We start from the raw sequence: 16078 nt of genomic DNA, 5'->3' as shown, positions 1-16078 counted from the left end.
CCCGCCCGCGTCCTCTGCGAGAGCGACCTAGGGTGACGACGTGCTCAACCTGTGCAGCCCCGAGCGCACCGTGCGCCGCAACCTCCACCTCGCCTGCGTCCTCACGGTGGTGGCGGGGATCCTCAACTCCGTCGGGTTCGTCGCCGTGGCCCGGTACACCTCTCACATGACCGGCATCGTCGCCTCGATGGCGGACGCGATCGCCCTGGGCCTGCCGGACCTGGTGGCCGTGGGAGCACTCGCGCTGACGGCCTTCGTGCTGGGGGCGGTGGCCTGCGCGCTCGTCTTCAACTGGGGTCGGGTCCGGGGACTGCACTCGCGCTACGCCAACATCCTGCTGCTCGAGGGCATGGGGATGCTGCTCTTCGGGCTGCTCGCCGAGCGCCTGCAGGACGCCCACCGCTCCGTGGTCGTGGTGGGTGTCCTCTGCTTCACCATGGGCCTCCGGAACGCGCTCATCACACGGATCGGCGAGTGGCCCGTGTGCACCACCCACATCACGGGCATGGTCACGGACATCGGCGTCGAGATCGGGAAGGCCCTCTACCGCAGTCCCGCGGACGCCGCGGACCCGGTCGTCGGGGAGCCGCGGCGCATCGCCGCCCTGGCCGGGCTCGTGGCCCTGTTCTTCCTGGGAGGCATGGCGGGCGCCCTGGGGTACCTCTGGCTCGGCTTCGAGGTGGTGGTGCCCGTGGCCGCGGTGCTCCTGCTGATCGCCCACCGGCCCCTCGTCCAGGACCTGAGGGAGGCGTGGCTCAGACGAAGGCCGAGACGCCCGTCAGGGCGCGGCCCACGATCAGCGCGTTGATGCCGTAGGAGCCCTCGTAGCTGTAGATGGCCTCGATGTCGCCCATCATCCGGGAGACCTCGTACTCGCTGAGCAGGCCGTTGCCGCCGAAGGCGTCCCGGGCGAGGGCCGCGGAGGAGCGCGCCAGGCGCGTGGACGTGGCCTTGCCCATGGCCGCGTGCATCATGTCCATCGTCCCGGCCTCGTTGAGCCGGTGCACCTGCATCATCATCCCGGAGGCCGCCGCCAGGTTGCCTGCCACCTCGGCGATCTGGGACTGGATCATCTGGAACTTGGCGAGCGGGCGGCCGAACTGCCGGCGCTCCAGCGCATACGCCCGCAGCACGTCGAGCAGGCCCATCTGCACGCCCACCCCCTGCCAGCCCACCCACATGCGCGAGTCCCGCAGGAGGTCGCGCGTGGCGTCGAAGGTGGCCGCGCCGGGCAGCTGAGCGTCCAGCGGCAGGCGCACGTCCAGCGTGATGTCCGCGTTCTGCATGATGCGCAGGCCCATCTTCCCGGCGATCTTCGAGGCCTCGTAGCCGGGGGTGTCCGTGGGGACCACGAAGCCCTTGATCTCGCCGTCGGCCGTGTCACGCGCCCACACGAGCGCCACCTGCGCGATGGTCCCCGCGCCGATCCAGCGCTTGGCGCCGCGGATGACCCACTCGTCCCCCTCCCGCGTCGCGGTCGTCTCCAGCCCGCCCGCGATGTCCGAGCCGTGCTCCGGCTCGGTCAGGCAGAAGGCGCCGATCGCCTCGAACCGCTCGAGCGGCCCCTGCCAGCGGGCCTTCTGCTCGTCCGAGCCCAGCTGCACGATCATCCCGAGGTTCAGCTCGTTGTGGATGCCCACGAGCGCGGAGAGGGAGAGGTCCACGCGCGCGATCTCCGCGTGCACGAGGTGCTGGAAGAGCGACGACGAGCCGTCCGTGAGCAGCCGCCCCAGGCCGAGCCCGGCCAGCCCGGGCAGGAGGTCGAAGGGGAACTCCTCGGCATCCCAGTACGGGGCCAGGCGCGGGCGGACCTGCGTCTGCAGGTGCTCCTCGATCGCCTCGAGTCGCGCGCGCTCGGCCTCGTCGAGGCAGTCCCGCAGACGGAGCAGGTCCACGTGCGGCAGGGCGGAGGGCGAGGGGGTGGCGGGGCTGGTCAACGGTGTCTCCTTCGGGCGCGGCGGACGCACGAGCCGGCGGCCGCCGACGTCTTCGCGTCAGTCCGACTGTAGGACTTCCGACTATCCATGTCTGTGAGTAGTGTTGCAGATCACAGCGGACATCGGCCACGGGCGGCCCGCGCCCCTGCCGCCCGCCCCGACGAGGAGGACTCCCTTGACCACCCCGGACACCACTCCCCAGGCCCCCGCCACCACAGACCAGAGCGAGGTCACCGCGGCGTTCCGCGCCGCCCGCGACCTCCTCGTCGAGTGCCAGACCGACTATGCCCGGGCCCGCGCCGAGTTCGCGTGGCCCCGCTTCGAGCACTTCAACTTCGGATTCGACTGGTTCGACCAGCTGGCGAAGGACCCCGCCCGCGCGGACGTGCCCGCCCTGATCATCGCGGAGGACGACGGGCGCAGCACCGAGCGGACCTTCGCGGAGCTCTCCGCCGCCTCGAACCGCGTGGCCACCTGGCTCACCGAGCAGGGCCTGCGCCGTGGCGAGCGCCTGATCCTCATGCTGAACAACCAGGTGGAGCTGTGGGAGTTCATGCTCGCGTGCATCAAGCTGCGCGTCGTCATGATCCCCACCACCACGCAGATGACGTCGGCCGACCTCGAGGACCGCGTCGAGCGCGCCGAGGCCTCGTGGGCCGTGGCCGGCGCCGAGGACCTCGCCAAGTTCGCGGGGGTGGGCGAGGGCCTGCGCCTCGTGCACGTCCCCGGCGTCTTCGCCGAGGGTGCGGACCGCACGGCCCCTCGAGTCGCCGGCCACACGGTGCTCTCCTACGACGACGCCGCCTCCTCCTCCTCGGAGCTGGCCCCGGACGAGCCGACGCCGGCCGAGGAGACGCTGCTGTTCTACTTCACGTCCGGCACCACCTCGAAGCCCAAGCTCGTGGAGCACACCCACACCTCCTACCCCGTGGGCCACCTGACCACGGTGTACTGGATCGGCCTCGAGCCCGGCGACGTGCACCTGAACGTGGCCTCGCCGGGGTGGGCCAAGCACGCGTGGTCCAACTTCTTCGCCCCGTGGATCGCGGAGGCCACGATCTTCGTGCACAACGCCCGCAAGTTCGACCCCGCCTCCCTCATGGCGAACATGGCCCGCTACGGGGTCACGAGCTTCTGCGCCCCGCCCACCGTGTGGCGCATGCTGATCAAGGCGGACATGACCCAGCTGGCCACCCCGCCGACGAAGGCGATCTCCGCCGGCGAGCCCCTGAACGCCGAGGTCATCGACCAGGTCCAGAAGGCCTGGGGCGCCACGATCCGCGACGGGTTCGGGATGACCGAGACCACCCTCCAGGTGGCCAACACGCCGGAGCAGAAGGTCGTCATCGGTTCCATGGGCCGCCCCCTGCCCGGCATGGACGTGGTCCTCATCGACCCGCTGACCGGCGCGGAGGCCGCGGAGGGCGAGATCTGCCTCCGCCTGGACCCGCGCCCCGTGGGCCTGCTGAAGTCCTACTACGGCAACCAGGAGAAGACCGACGACGTCTTCCGCGACGGCGTCTTCCACACCGGCGACATCGCCTCCCGCGACGAGAACGGCGTGCTGACCTATGTGGGCCGCGCCGACGACGTGTTCAAGTCCTCCGACTACAAGGTCTCCCCGTTCGAGCTCGAGTCGGTGCTCGTGCAGCACGCGGCCGTCATGGAGGCGGCCATCGTGCCGACCCCGGACGAGGTGCGCCTGGCCGTGCCCAAGGCGTTCGTGACCCTCGCCCCCGGCCACGAGCCCACGGCGGAGACGGCCCGGGCGATCCTGCAGTACACGCTCACGCAGCTGCCCCCGTACAAGCGGATCCGCCGCATCGAGTTCCTCGAGCTGCCCAAGACCATCTCGGGCAAGATCCGCCGCGTGGAGCTGCGCAAGGCGGAGGTCTCCCGGTCCGAGACCGGCGAGGCCCCCGAGGGCTACGGCGCCGAGTACCGCGAGGAGGACCTGGACCTGCAGCGCTGACTAGGCTGGAATCCATGACCGTCAACAGCACGCCCCTGACCAAGGACCCCATCGCGGAGGCCGCCCTGAACTGGGAGCGCCACGGATGGGGCGAGGTCGCGGCCCCGATGGCGGCGGTCACCTCGATCATGCGCGCCCAGCAGATCTTCCTGGCGCGCACGCAGACGGTGCTCAAGCCGTTCGGCCTGACGTTCGCCCGCTACGAGCTGCTCGCCCTCCTGAACTTCTCCCGGGAGAAGCGGCTGCTCATGTCCAAGGCGAGCGCGCTCCTGCAGGTGCACCCCACGTCCGTGACCAACGCGGTGGACCGGCTCGAGGCCGCGGGCCTCGTGGAGCGCCGGCCGCACGAGTCCGACCGTCGGGCCTTCGTGCTGGTGCTCACGGACGAGGGCACGAGGGTGGCCGCGGAGGCCACGGAGGCGCTCAACGCGGAGGTGTTCGGGCAGACGGGCTTCGAGGACGGCGACGTCGCGCAGCTCAACGAGATCCTCGCCCGCTTCCGGGCCCAGGCGGGGGACTTCGAGGCCGGGGACGGCGCGGAGAGCCCGGCCGGGCGGGACCGATGAGCGGGACGCCCGCGGACATCCGCTGCTCCGCCGGCAGGATCCCCGGCGCCAAGGACGTGCGGGCGCTCTACGACTCCGTCGGCTGGTCCGCCTACACCGACGACCTCGACTCCCTGATGCGCGGGCTCGCCGGCTCGGCGCACGTGGTGACGGCGTGGAGGGACGAGCGCCTCGTGGGCCTGGCCCGCGTGATCTCGGACGGCCACACCATCGCGTACCTGCAGGACGTGCTGGTCGATCCGGAGCACCAGCGCCGCGGGATCGCCTCCGAGCTGGTCGGCAGGGCGTTCGCGCCGTTCGCGTCCGTCCGTCAGCACATCCTCATGACGGACGCCGAGGAGAGGCAGCGCGCCTTCTACGAGTCCCTGGGGTTCCGGGAGATCCGAGACTTCCCGCACGGCGGCATGCGCGGCTTCGTCCGCTTCTCGTGAACGGGCCCGCCCCGTTGTCCGCCCGGGCAGCCAAGCCCCGCCGGACGGCTCAGCGGGGCTCGAGGCGCACGGCGCCGTCGAGGCGGATGACCTCGCCGTTGAGGAACGGGTTGGCCACGATCTGCTCCACGAGCAGGGCGTAGTCGTCCGGGCGGCCCAGGCGGGCGGGATGCGGGGTCTTCGTGGCGAGCGCCTCGCGCGCGGCCTCGGGCAGGCCGGCCATCATCGGAGTCTCCATCAGGCCCGGCGCGATCGTCACCACGCGGATCGCGCTCTGGGCGAGCTCGCGCGCCGCCGGGAGGGTCATCGAGACCACGGCGCCCTTCGACGCGGCGTAGGCGATCTGCCCGATCTGGCCGTCGTAGGCGGCCACGGAGGCGGTGTTGACGATCACGCCGCGGTCCTCGCCCCACAGCTCCTGCCCCTGCATCGCCTGCGCGGCACGGGCCATGAAGTTCACGGTGCCCACGGTGTTGATCGCGAGGACGCGCGCCAGCGTCTCGGCCAGCAGCGGGCCCTCGCGGCCCACGAGCTTGCCGGGGGTGGCCACGCCGGCGCAGTTGACCAGGACGCGCAGGGGCGCGAGCTCGGCGGCCGCGGCGACGGCGGCCTCCGCCGCCGCCTCCTGGGTGACGTCGCCGGGGACGAACCGCGCCCGCTCGCCCAGGGAGGCCACGGCGTCGGCGCGGAGGGTCTCCCCCTCACGGTCCGGCAGGTCCACCACCACGACGGCGACGCCCGCCTTCGCGAGCCGGCGCGCCGTGGCGTGGCCGAGGCCGGAGGCGCCCCCCGTGACGATGGCGCTGGCGTTCTTCAGGTCCATGAGGGCTCCTCACCTCGGGCCGGGGATTACTCCCGGCGCTCGATAGTTGCATGTCCTACGTTCTCGCCATAGATTAGCGGCAACGTCATCCAGATCACACCGCACGGCCCCGCGGCAGCGCCAGCTCCGGGCTCCCGGGACCGACCTCCACCGCCTCGACCATCGCTTCAGGAGCCGCCACCATGTCCCTCGAGACCTCCACCCCCGTGATCCCCCACTTCGTGCACGGACGCCGCACCGACGGCGAGTCCGGCCGCTTCGGCGACGTGTACCACCCGGCCCTCGGGCAGGTGGCCGGACGCGTGCCGCTGGCCACGAAGGAGGAGGTGGAGGCCGCCGTCGCCTCCGCGGAGCAGGGGTTCCAGGCCTGGTCCCGCCTCAACCCGCAGCGCCGCGCCCGCATCCTGCTGCGCTGGGTGGACCTGATCAACGCGCACGCGGACGAGCTGGCCCGGACCCTGGCCCAGGAGCACGGCAAGACCGTCCCGGACGCCCGCGGCGACATCCAGCGCGGCGTCGAGGTGGTCGAGTTCGCCGCCGGCGCGCCGCACCTGCTCAAGGGCGAGTTCTCCTCCGAGGTCGGCCGCGGCGTGGACGTGCACTCCATCCGCCAGCCCCTCGGCGTGGTCGTGGGCATCACCCCCTTCAACTTCCCCGCGATGATCCCCCTGTGGAAGGCCGGCATCGCGCTGGCCGCGGGCAACGCGTTCATCCTCAAGCCCTCCGAGCGCGACCCCTCCGTGCCGGTGCGCCTGGCCGAGCTGGCCCTCGAGGCCGGCATGCCCGAGGGCACCCTCAACGTGGTGCACGGGGACAAGCTCGCGGTGGACACCCTCATCGAGGACCCGCGCGTGAAGGCCGTGGGCTTCGTGGGCTCCACCCCGATCGCCCAGTCCATCTACGAGCACGCCGCCCGCATGGGCAAGCGCGCCCAGTGCTTCGGCGGGGCCAAGAACCACGCCGTGATCATGCCGGACGCGGACCTCGAGATGGCCGCGGACGCCCTCATCGGCGCCGCGTTCGGCTCCGCCGGCGAGCGCTGCATGGCCCTGTCCGTGGCCGTCCCCGTCGGGGAGGAGACCGCCGACCGCCTCGTGGCCCTGCTCCGCGAGCGCATGGAGGGCCTGAGGGTCGGTCCGTCGCTGGAGGAGTCCTCGGACTTCGGGCCCGTCGTCTCGAAGGACGCGCAGCGCCGCATCGAGGAGTGCATCGCCTCGGGCGTCGAGGAGGGCGCCGAGCTGGTCGAGGACGGCCGCGGCGTCGTCGTCGAGGGCCACGAGGACGGCTTCTACGTGGGCGCCACCCTGTTCGACCGCGTGAGCCCGGACATGCGGATCTACCGCGAGGAGATCTTCGGCCCCGTGCTCTGCGTGGTCCGCGCGAAGGACTACGAGGACGCCCTCGCCCTGCCGAACGAGCACGAGTACGGCAACGGCGTGGCCATCTTCACCCGCGACGGAGACACGGCCCGCGACTTCACCACCCGCGTGGAGGTCGGCATGGTCGGCGTGAACGTGCCGATCCCCGTGCCGATCGCGTACTACACGTTCGGCGGCTGGAAGGCGTCCGGCTTCGGCGACCTCAACCAGCACGGCACGGACGGGCTGAAGTTCTACACCAAGACCAAGACGATCACCACGCGCTGGCCCTCGGGCAACCGCGAGGGCGCCAGCTTCGTGATGCCCGCCGGGTCCTGACCCGCCCCTCACGCACCCACCCCGACCCGGAGGATCCCCATGACCACCGTCCTGTTCCTCGGCCTCGGCCACATGGGCGGCCCCATGGCCGCCAACCTCGCCGCCGCGGGCCACCGCGTGCTCGGCTTCGACCTCGTCCCCGCAGCGCTCGAGAAGGCCCGCGCGGCCGGCGTCGAGACCGTCTCGGACACCGCCGCGGCGGCCGCCGAGGCCGACGTCGTGCTCACCATGCTGCCCAACGGGCGCCTCGTGCTGGACGTGTACCGGGGCCGGGGCGACGCGCCGGGGCTCCTCGGCGCCGCCCGCCCGGGCACCGTGTTCCTGGACTGCTCCACGATCGACGTGGCGGAGGCCCGCGAGGCCGCCGAGGCGGCCGTGGCCGCGGGCATGCGGGCCGCCGACGCGCCCGTCTCGGGCGGCCAGGTGGGCGCCGAGGCCGGGACGCTCGCGTTCATGGTGGGCGCCGACGACGACGTGTACGCCGAGGTGCTGCCGCTGCTCGAGGTGATGGGCGGGCGGATCGTGCACTGCGGCGGGTCCGGGCTGGGCCAGGCGGCGAAGATCTGCAACAACATGGTCCTGGGCGTCACGCAGATCGCCGTGGCCGAGGCCTTCGTGCTCGGCGAGCGCCTCGGCCTCGACCACCAGGCCCTCTACGACGTGATGAGCCAGGCCTCCGGGCAGTGCTGGGCGCTCACCACCAACTGCCCCGTGCCCGGCCCGGTGCCGGGCTCCCCCGCGAACCGCGACTACCGGCCGGGCTTCGCCGGCGCCCTCATGTCCAAGGACCTCGGCCTCGCCCTGCAGGCCCTGGACCAGCAGGGCGTGGCGGCGGACATGGGCCGCCTCGCGCAGGCCAAGTACGCCGAGTACGCGGCCGGGGATGGAGCCGGGCGCGACTTCTCCGGCATCATCGAGGACATCCGGGCAGCACACACAGACAGGAGCGAGGCATGAGCGAACAGACCACCCCGAACGGCGCCGAGTCGCCGATCATCGTGGAGCGGGAGGGCCGGGTCGGGCACATCCGCCTGAACCGCCCGAAGGCCCTGAACGCGCTGAACGACGCGACGATGCGCGCCGTCGTCGCGGCCGTGCAGGAACTGGACGCCGACCCGGAGATCGGGGCGATCCTGCTCTCCGGCTCCCCCAAGGCGTTCGCTGCCGGCGCGGACATCAAGGAGATGGCCACGAAGGACTTCTCGGAGATGTACGCGGCCGACTGGTTCGCCGGCTGGGACGGGCTCACCCGCGCCCGCACCCCCATCGTGGCGTGCGTGACCGGCTACGCCCTCGGCGGCGGCTGCGAGCTGGCCATGATGGCCGACGTGCTCGTGGCCGGCGAGGGCGCGAAGTTCGGCCAGCCCGAGATCAACCTCGGCGTCATCCCCGGCATGGGCGGCTCCCAGCGCCTGACCCGCGCCGTGGGCAAGGCGAAGGCCATGGACATGATCCTCACCGGCCGCATGATCGGGGCGGAGGAGGCCGAGCGCATCGGCCTGGTCTCCCGCGTGGTGGCCGACGGGCAGGCCCTCGAGGAGGCGCAGGAGGTGGCCGCGACCATCGCGGCCAAGTCCAAGCCCGCCGCCTGGATGGCCAAGGAGACCGTCAACGCCGCGTTCGAGACCACGCTCGCCCAGGGCATCGCCTTCGAGCGCCGCGTGTTCCACTCCGCGTTCGCCACGGCGGACCAGAAGGAGGGCATGGACGCGTTCGCGAGCAAGCGCGAGGCGGGGTGGCAGCACCGATGAGCGAGGCGCAGACCACCACGACGACGGCCCCCGCGGCCGGGCAGGACGGTGCGGCGGACGAGGTGCTCCTCGAGGTCCGCGACGGTCTCGGCCGCATCACGCTGAACCGTCCGCGCGCCCTGAACGCGCTGACGCAGGACATGGTCCGGGCGATCGACGCGGCCCTGACCGACTGGGCCGCGGACCCCGCCGTGCGCGGCGTGCTGATCCGCGGCGCCGGGGAGAAGGGACTGTGCGCCGGCGGCGACGTCGTCTCCCTGCGCGCCTCCCTCCTGGCCGGGCGGTTCGCGGAGGCCGAGCAGTTCTTCCGCGACGAGTACGCGATGAACGAGCGCATCGCCACCTACCCCAAGCCGTACGTGGCCTTCATGGACGGCATCGTCCTGGGCGGCGGCATGGGCGTGTCCGTGCACGGCTCGCACCGCGTGGCCACCGAGCGCACCCGCGCCGGCATGCCCGAGACGGCGATCGGGTTCACCCCCGACGTCGGCGGCTCGTTCCACCTGGCCCGCGCCCCCTTCCAGGCGGGCCGCCACCTGGCCGCGACCTCGGCGCACGCCTCCGGTTCCGACGCGGTGGCCCTGGGCCTGGCGGACGTCTTCGTGGAGTCCGCCCGGCTGGACGAGCTCGAGCAGGCGCTCGCCGGGGCACTCGGTGCCCTCGCCCCAGCCGAGGGCGCGGGCACGCGCGATGAGGCCGCCTTCGCCGCCGCCGATGAGGTGCTCGCTCGCTTCGCCGTGGCCGAGGGCGAGCGGCCCGCCTCCGCCCTCGTGGCCGGCCGCGAGTGGATCGAGGACGCCTACGGCCGGGAGACGGCCGCCGAGGTCCTCGCCACCCTGGACGAGCGCGCCGCCGCGGGCGGGGAGCACGCCGAGGCCGCGGGGAAGGCCGCCGAGGCCATCCGCACCAAGTCGCCGACCGCCGTCGCCGTGGCCCATGAGGCCCAGCGCCGGTTGGCCGCGCGCACAGCAGACCTGACCGTGGCCGACGCGCTGCGCCAGGAGTTCACGATCGGCACCCACCTGATGCGCGAGCCGGACATGGCCGAGGGCATCCGCGCGCTGCTCGTGGACAAGGACAAGAATCCGATGTGGAGTCCGGCCCGGCTCGAGGACGTCTCGGCCGAGGACGTGGCCGGGCACTTCGAGCCCGTGTCCGGGGTGGACCTGCTCGAGCTCGGCTGAGCCCGCCCCGACGGACGGCGCCCCGGGGTCACAGGACGTGACCCCGGAGCGCCGTGCTGTGCGGGGCGGCCGGGCGGGGCGGCCAGGCGGGGCCCCCGCCGTCAGCCGATCAGGCCGCGGCCCACGATCATGCGCATGATCTCGTTGGAGCCCTCGAGGATCCGGTGCACACGCAGGTCGCGGACGAGCTTCTCCACGCCGTACTCGTGCAGGTAGCCGTAGCCGCCGTGCAGCTGCAGGGCGGTGTCGGCGGCCTCGTAGCCGGACTCGGTGGCCACGAGCTTGGCCATGGCGCACAGGCGCACGGTGTCCGGGTCGTTGCGATCCAGGGCGTCCGCGGCGCGCATGAGCATCGTGTGGGCGGTCTCCAGCTTCACGGACATGTCCGCAAGCTCGAAGACGAGGGCCTGCTTGGTGGCGAGCGGCTCGCCGAACGCGCTGCGCTCCTTGAGGTAGCGGGTGGCCTTGTCCAGCGCGGCCAGGCCGCCGCCGATCGAGCAGGCGCCGATGTTCAGACGGCCGCCGTTGAGGCCCTTCATGGCGATGCGGAAGCCGTCGCCCTCCTCGCCGAGACGGTCGGCCACGGGCACGCGGACGTCCTCGAAGATCACCTGGCGCGTGGGCTGGGTGTGCCAGCCCATCTTCTTCTCGTTGGGGCCGAAGGACAGGCCGGGGGTGTCCTTGTGGACCACGACGGCGGAGATCCCCCGGGCGCCCGTGTCCGCGGTGCGGCACATCACCACGTAGAAGTCGGAGGAGCCGGCGCCGGAGATGAACTGCTTGACGCCGTTGAGGACGTAGTGGTCGCCGTCGCGGACGGCGCGGGTCTTCAGCGCGGCCGCGTCCGAGCCGGCGCCGGGTTCGGTGAGGCAGTAGCTGGCCAGGTGCTCCATGCGCGCGAGCTCGGGGATCCAGCGGGCGCGCTGCTCGTCGCTGCCGAAGGAGTCGATCATCCAGGCCACCATGTTGTGGATGGAGATGTAGGCGGCGAAGGCCGGGTCCGCCTTGGAGAGCTCCTCGAAGATCAGGATCGCGTCCGTGCGCTCCAGGCCGGTGCCGCCGTGCTCCTCCCCCACGTAGATGCCGCCCAGGCCGAGCTCACCGGCCTCGGCGAGGACGTCCACCGGGAAGTGCTTCTCGGCGTCCCAGTCGAGGGCGTGCGGGGCGACGCGCTGCTCGGCGAAGTCGCGGACGGCGTCGACCAGGGCCTTCTGGTCGTCGGTGATGGGGAACATGGGTTCGTCCTCCTGGGGCTCGGTCCGGCCGCGCGGGCGGTCCACGACGGGGTGGGGCGAGGGTGATGTCACGGGCGGCGACAGGGTGTGACTGTCGTCACCACGATAATAGGACATCCAACGATTCTGCGCCTCACCACCGGGCCGTGGACTAACGTTCTGCCCGTGCAGACCACCACCAGCCCCACCGCGGACTCGCCCACCGGCCCCCGCTCCCACGCCTCCGGACGCACGGAGCAGCTGTTCGGCATCCGTCGTCACGCCCTGATGAGCGCGCGGGGCGGCGCCCTCAACCCGGCCGCGTTCGAGGTCGGCCCCTGGTGCCTCGACCTGGACGGACGGCCCACCGGCGCGGCCGCCACCGTGATCATGGACAACGCCACCGCAGTGGCCGTGCACCACGCGGCCCGGGACATCGAGGCCGTGGTCACCACCGAGCTGCAGGTCAACGTGCTCGGCCCGCTGCCCGCCTTCGACGCCGCGGCCGTCACGGCCGGGGACGACGACGGCCCGCTGCTGGAGTGCTGGACCCGCCCGCTGAGCTGGGATGCGGGGGGTGGCGTGGCCCGGGCCTGGCTCGAGGACGCGGGCGGACGCCGCGTGGTCGAGGCGACCGGCTGGTTCCAGTCGGTGCCCGCCGGAGCACCGGAGCGGATGGCCGAGTTCGTCGCCGCCGGACGGCTGCCCCGCGGAGCCGAGACCCGCGTGCCCATGCCGGTGCTGCTGGCCGCCCGCCCGGCGTCGTTGACTCCGGCCGAGCGGGACGTGCGCCCCGCCGTCGCCGCCGCGGCGACCCCGGGCGCCCGCTTCGCCCCCAAGCCCGAGCTGGCCAACCCCTCCGGTGCGGTGCATGGCGGGGCCATGACCCTGCGGGCGGTCACGGCCGCGCAGGCGGCCATGCCGGACCGCGAGCGCTACGACGTCCAGGCCGTGCGCGTGGTGTTCGTGCGCCCGGGCCACGGCGAGATGGTCGCCCTCACGCGGGTGCGGCACGCCGGCCGGTCGTTGCGCCTCGTGGACGTGGACCTCGTGCCGGTCGGCGCCGACGGCGACCCCGTGGCGGACAAGCCGATGGTCCAGGTGCAGGTCACCTTCCGCGCGGCCCGGGGCTGACGCCCCGCACGCCCGAGCGCTTTCGAACGTGAGATAGGGCCTATCTCACGTTCGAAAGCGCTCATTTCCCCGAAGTCACGTTCGAAAGTACCGGGAGTACGGGGGCGCCCACCGCGTCCGGCGAGCCGATCACCGGCACGTCCTCGTGGCCGAGCAGGTCGGCCGGGCGCAGCATCGCCACGCCGAGCAGGGACACGGCCGCAGTGGCGAGGAAGAAGTACATCGGGGAGGCGACGTCGCCGGTCTGGTTGATGAGCCAGGTCGCGATGAACGGGGCCGAGCCGCCGAACAGGGCCACCGGCACGTTGTAGCCCAGGGCGACGCCGGTGGAGCGGACGTGCGCCGGCATGAGCTCGGTCATGGTGGCGTACGGGACGCCGCAGTACAGGCCGGTGGTGACGCCGAGGGCCAGCAGCGAGGGGACGAGGGGCAGGGAGCCCTCTGTGCCGGGCGCGGTGAGGAAGAACCAGACCACGGCGCCGGAGACCAGCAGGGCGCCGATCGCGAGCATGGGGCGGCGGTCGCCCATGCGGTCCGAGATCGCGCCGCCGACCGGCATGAACGCCGCGGCGGTGACGCCCGTCAGCAGGACCAGCCAGAAGATGGCGCCCGGCTCGACCTCCAGGATGGTCTTCATGTAGGTGGTCAGGTAGGTCAGCACGAGGTAGAACGTGGAGCCCAGCAGTGTGATGACCGCGCCCATGAGGAAGAGCTGCCGCTGGTGACGCAGGGTCTCGCGCAGCGGGGCCTTCGAGGTGCGGCCCTCGGTGTGCAGGCGCTGGAACTCGGGGCTGTCCTCGAGCTTCATGCGGATGAACACCGCCACCGCACCCAGCACGCCGGCCAGCAGGAACGGCAGGCGCCAGCCCCACGCGGCCATGGCCTCGGTGCCGATGATCGCGCCCAGGCCGTTGGCGACGACGCCGCCCAGCAGCAGGCCCACGGCGGCGGTGACCATGAGGAAGGACGTCGCGAAGCCGCGCCGGCCCTTGACGGCGTACTCGGCCACGAACGCCGAGATGGTGGACACCTCGCCGCCGGCGGAGAAGCCCTGGACCAGGCGCATGAGCACGAGCAGGACCGGGGCCGCGACGCCGATGGTCGCGTAGGTGGGCAGCATGCCGATCACGGCCGTGGCGCTGCACATCAGCCCGAGCACGAGCATGAGGGTCTTGCGGCGGCCGATCCGGTCCGCGAGGGGCCCGAAGAACAGGCCGCCGAGCGGACGGACGAAGAAGCTGAGCGCGAAGACGGCGAAGGCGGCCAGGATGCCGACCATCGGATCCTCGCTCTTGAAGAAGTTGGCGGCCACGTAGACGGCGAGGAAGCCGTAGACGCCGTAGTCGTACCACTCGATGAGGTGGCCGGCGATGGCGCCGACGAACGCGCGCCGGCGCTGCACGGGGGTGACGGGGGCTTCGGCGACGGGGGCCGCGGGCGGGGCGAGAGACTCGGCCATGGGGACGCTCCTAGGGTGCGGGGGCACCGCGACGGGCGACGTCGCTGTGTTCTAGATCACACTAAGGGGCAAAAGTCGGACGTGCAACTATTTTCTTCGCCACGACCATCTGGTGGACCACACGACGACTCAGCGGCCCACGGTGCCGAACCGGGAGGCCACGGGGGCCGTAAAGGCGGGCTTCAGGAAGAACCACGCGGCGGCGGTGACCGCCACGCTCACGAGGAACACCACCAGGCCCCACGCGTCTGTGGCCCCGCCCCGGGAGGTGTACATGTGGTTCAGATTCGTCAGCAGGCCCGTGAAGGCCACGAGGAACACGTGCACCAGGATGAACGCCACGAAGAAGACCATCACCGGGAAGTGCACCTTGCGGGCCGCCCCCATGGGGAATGCCTTGTTCAGCCCCTTGGCCTCCGTGGGGAACCACGAGGACATGCGCCAGCCCGTGAGGGCGGCGAGCGGGGCAGCCACGAACACCACCAGCGCGTAGGAGAGCATCTGCAGCGCGTTGTAGTGCACCCAGCCGTTCTCCGTGGGCCAGTCCAGGGACAGGTACTGAATGCCGGCGGACAGGGCGTGCTGGAACACGTGCGGGTCCGTGGGCACGATCCGCGCCCAGTGGCCGGTGACGATCAGCAGCACCACGAAGATCACGCCGTTGAGCAGCCACAGCGCGTCGAGTGCCTGGTGCATCCAGATGGTGAGCGAGAACTTCTTTGGGGTGTTGCCCCGTGCGGAGAACAGGCCGTCCTTCGTCGGCGTGAAGTTGGCCGGAGGCCGCGTCTCGTGGCGGATCTGCAGGCCCGTCCGGATGATCAGCACCATCAGGAACATGTTCAGGAAGTGCTGCCAGCCCATCCACCAGGGCATCCCCTCGGGGGTGCCCTCGGGCAGGACCGGGTGCCCGTCATAGGTCGCGATGAAGTCCGCCACCGGGTCGAGGCTCCGCAGCCAGCGTCCGGCCAGCACCGCGAGCAGCGCCAGCACCACGACGCCGGCCACCGCCGGCAGCGCCTTGCGCAGACGGGACGGGGCGGCGGACACGGCGGCGTCCGTCTCCGCGGCCCGAGCGGGCGTGCCGGTGGCGGCCCCGGGGGCGGCCCGGGGCGGCTGCGCGGCGGAGGCCGGCGGGGCCGAACGGGTGTCCGGCGCGGTGGGAGCCGGCTCCGCGGCCGACGCCGCGGCCACGGGGGCGGCGACGGCCGGTTCCGCATCGGCCGGCTCGGCGACGACCGGCCGGGCCGGCGCCGGGGCGGCGGGCTCGGCGGTGACCGACTCCGGTGCGACGACCTCCTGCGCCACCGTCTCCGGCGCGGTGGGGACGCCCACGGCGGCCAGCTCGGTGAACCACTCCCCCTCCCGGGCGAACGGCACGTACCCGGCCATGCGTCGCCGCTCCGCGAGCGGCACGAGGTCGGACTCCACGGGAGCGCCCACCCCGGCAGCGGCGGGCGCACCGGTCGCGGCGGCGGCGACGGCGGCCGCCACGTCCGGCACGACGGGCTCGGTCTCCGCGGGTGCGGGGGCCCGCGTCGGGGACGCCGAGGCGGCGATCGGCTCGGGGGCGGCAGGCCGCGCCGAAGCCGCGGCCGGGGTCGAGCCGGCGGCCGGGGCGGGGGCCCCGCCGAGCCACTCGGCATCGCGGGCGAACGGGACGTATCCGGCCATGCGGCGTCGCGTGGACAGGGGGGTCAGAGCCGACGCCGGTGCGGTCGGCGCCACCGGGGCGGCGGCCGCGGCCACCGGTGCGGCGGGCGCCACCACCGGGGCCGGGGCCGCCGTCGTGGTGTCCTGCGCCAGGGCGGGGGCGGGCTCGGTCTCGGCCGGGGCGCCCTTCAGGGGGACGTATCCGGCCATTCGCTGCTTGGGCATGCTTCTCCTCGTCCGAGGGGCACGGTCCGAGGCGG

General features: G+C 72.8%; 14 protein-coding genes. 9 read left to right on the top strand and 5 right to left on the bottom strand.

Translation table 11 applies throughout. The annotated features are described in order from the left end of the window. Positions 1 to 40 precede the first annotated feature (40 nt). Entirely contained in the window at positions 41 to 808 is a 768-nt protein-coding gene (locus NJC10_RS07100; RefSeq protein WP_319075529.1) for a YoaK family protein, read from the top strand. Here the strand turns inward: NJC10_RS07100 and NJC10_RS07095 are convergent. Beyond that, entirely contained in the window at positions 756 to 1937 is a 1182-nt protein-coding gene (locus NJC10_RS07095) for an acyl-CoA dehydrogenase family protein (RefSeq protein ID WP_319075528.1), read from the bottom strand. The genes NJC10_RS07100 and NJC10_RS07095 overlap by 53 nt on opposite strands. A 175-nt stretch (positions 1938 to 2112) precedes the next feature. Between NJC10_RS07095 and NJC10_RS07090 the strand changes: the two genes are divergently transcribed. Genes NJC10_RS07090 through NJC10_RS07080 form a run of 3 tightly spaced genes read left to right on the top strand, consistent with a single transcriptional unit; the run spans position 2113 to position 4906 of the window. Then, positions 2113 to 3909, top strand: coding sequence for an AMP-binding protein (locus NJC10_RS07090; protein WP_319075527.1), 1797 nt, complete (start codon positions 2113 to 2115; stop codon positions 3907 to 3909). Between the two features lie 14 nt (positions 3910 to 3923). Next, a complete protein-coding gene (locus NJC10_RS07085) occupies positions 3924 to 4475 on the top strand; it encodes a MarR family transcriptional regulator (protein WP_319075526.1) in 552 nt (183 codons plus the stop codon). Then, positions 4472 to 4906 (top strand): GNAT family N-acetyltransferase, encoded by a 435-nt coding sequence (locus tag NJC10_RS07080; protein ID WP_298713664.1) that lies wholly within the window; start codon positions 4472 to 4474, stop codon positions 4904 to 4906. The genes NJC10_RS07085 and NJC10_RS07080 overlap by 4 nt, the downstream gene beginning before the upstream one ends. Before the next feature lie 49 nt (positions 4907 to 4955). Here the strand turns inward: NJC10_RS07080 and NJC10_RS07075 are convergent, their stop codons facing one another. Continuing rightward, positions 4956 to 5729 carry an SDR family NAD(P)-dependent oxidoreductase gene (locus NJC10_RS07075; protein WP_319075524.1) on the bottom strand — a complete coding sequence of 258 codons (774 nt, stop codon included), beginning with the start codon at positions 5727 to 5729 and terminating at the stop codon, positions 4956 to 4958. 182 nt (positions 5730 to 5911) lie between these two features. Here NJC10_RS07075 and NJC10_RS07070 point away from each other — a divergent pair, with 182 nt between their 5' ends. Genes NJC10_RS07070 through NJC10_RS07055 form a run of 4 tightly spaced genes read left to right on the top strand, consistent with a single transcriptional unit; the run spans position 5912 to position 10361 of the window. Then, positions 5912 to 7426 carry a CoA-acylating methylmalonate-semialdehyde dehydrogenase gene (locus NJC10_RS07070; RefSeq protein WP_248116574.1) on the top strand — a complete coding sequence of 505 codons (1515 nt, stop codon included), beginning with the start codon at positions 5912 to 5914 and terminating at the stop codon, positions 7424 to 7426. 39 nt (positions 7427 to 7465) lie between these two features. Next, positions 7466 to 8383, top strand: a complete 918-nt coding sequence (gene mmsB, locus NJC10_RS07065; protein WP_319075522.1) for a 3-hydroxyisobutyrate dehydrogenase — start codon at positions 7466 to 7468, stop codon at positions 8381 to 8383. Further along, complete coding sequence (locus NJC10_RS07060) at positions 8380 to 9177, top strand: enoyl-CoA hydratase (RefSeq protein ID WP_319075520.1); 798 nt, start codon at positions 8380 to 8382, stop codon at positions 9175 to 9177. Before mmsB ends, NJC10_RS07060 begins: the two co-directional genes overlap by 4 nt. After that, complete coding sequence (locus NJC10_RS07055) at positions 9174 to 10361, top strand: enoyl-CoA hydratase/isomerase family protein (protein WP_319075518.1); 1188 nt, start codon at positions 9174 to 9176, stop codon at positions 10359 to 10361. Before NJC10_RS07060 ends, NJC10_RS07055 begins: the two co-directional genes overlap by 4 nt. A 101-nt stretch (positions 10362 to 10462) precedes the next feature. Here the strand turns inward: NJC10_RS07055 and NJC10_RS07050 are convergent, their stop codons facing one another. Further along, complete coding sequence (locus NJC10_RS07050; protein WP_319075517.1) at positions 10463 to 11596, bottom strand: acyl-CoA dehydrogenase family protein; 1134 nt, start codon at positions 11594 to 11596, stop codon at positions 10463 to 10465. Positions 11597 to 11761: 165 nt separating this feature from the next. Between NJC10_RS07050 and NJC10_RS07045 the strand changes: the two genes are divergently transcribed. After that, complete coding sequence (locus NJC10_RS07045; protein ID WP_319075516.1) at positions 11762 to 12709, top strand: PaaI family thioesterase; 948 nt, start codon at positions 11762 to 11764, stop codon at positions 12707 to 12709. A gap of 61 nt (positions 12710 to 12770) precedes the next feature. On the opposite strand, the gene NJC10_RS07040 is transcribed toward NJC10_RS07045, so the two are convergent. Both NJC10_RS07040 and NJC10_RS07035 read right to left on the bottom strand, forming a co-directional pair. Beyond that, on the bottom strand, positions 12771 to 14168 hold the full coding sequence (locus NJC10_RS07040; RefSeq protein WP_319075514.1) for an MFS transporter: 1398 nt from the start codon (positions 14166 to 14168) through the stop codon (positions 12771 to 12773). A gap of 129 nt (positions 14169 to 14297) precedes the next feature. Next, the gene (locus NJC10_RS07035) at positions 14298 to 16043 is read right to left on the bottom strand and encodes a cytochrome b/b6 domain-containing protein (RefSeq protein WP_319075512.1); all 1746 of its coding nucleotides are present in this window, start codon (positions 16041 to 16043) and stop codon (positions 14298 to 14300) included. Positions 16044 to 16078: the final 35 nt, after the last annotated feature.

Source organism: Micrococcus sp. M4NT (assembly GCF_033790745.1).
Classification (GTDB): domain Bacteria; phylum Actinomycetota; class Actinomycetes; order Actinomycetales; family Micrococcaceae; genus Micrococcus.
This window is presented reverse-complemented; position numbering and strand designations above follow the sequence as displayed.

Excerpts from the sequence above, each read along its gene's own strand:
- NJC10_RS07085 (WP_319075526.1), top strand. The coding sequence starts at position 3,924 with ATGACCGTCAACAGCACGCCCCTGACCAAGGACCCCATCGCGGAGGCC.
- NJC10_RS07080 (WP_298713664.1), top strand. The coding sequence starts at position 4,472 with ATGAGCGGGACGCCCGCGGACATCCGCTGCTCCGCCGGCAGGATCCCC.
- NJC10_RS07075 (WP_319075524.1), bottom strand. The coding sequence starts at position 5,729 with ATGGACCTGAAGAACGCCAGCGCCATCGTCACGGGGGGCGCCTCCGGC.
- NJC10_RS07070 (WP_248116574.1), top strand. The coding sequence starts at position 5,912 with ATGTCCCTCGAGACCTCCACCCCCGTGATCCCCCACTTCGTGCACGGA.
- mmsB (WP_319075522.1), top strand. The coding sequence starts at position 7,466 with ATGACCACCGTCCTGTTCCTCGGCCTCGGCCACATGGGCGGCCCCATG.
- NJC10_RS07060 (WP_319075520.1), top strand. The coding sequence starts at position 8,380 with ATGAGCGAACAGACCACCCCGAACGGCGCCGAGTCGCCGATCATCGTG.
- NJC10_RS07055 (WP_319075518.1), top strand. The coding sequence starts at position 9,174 with ATGAGCGAGGCGCAGACCACCACGACGACGGCCCCCGCGGCCGGGCAG.
- NJC10_RS07050 (WP_319075517.1), bottom strand. The coding sequence starts at position 11,596 with ATGTTCCCCATCACCGACGACCAGAAGGCCCTGGTCGACGCCGTCCGC.
- NJC10_RS07040 (WP_319075514.1), bottom strand. The coding sequence starts at position 14,168 with ATGGCCGAGTCTCTCGCCCCGCCCGCGGCCCCCGTCGCCGAAGCCCCC.
- NJC10_RS07035 (WP_319075512.1), bottom strand. The coding sequence starts at position 16,043 with ATGCCCAAGCAGCGAATGGCCGGATACGTCCCCCTGAAGGGCGCCCCG.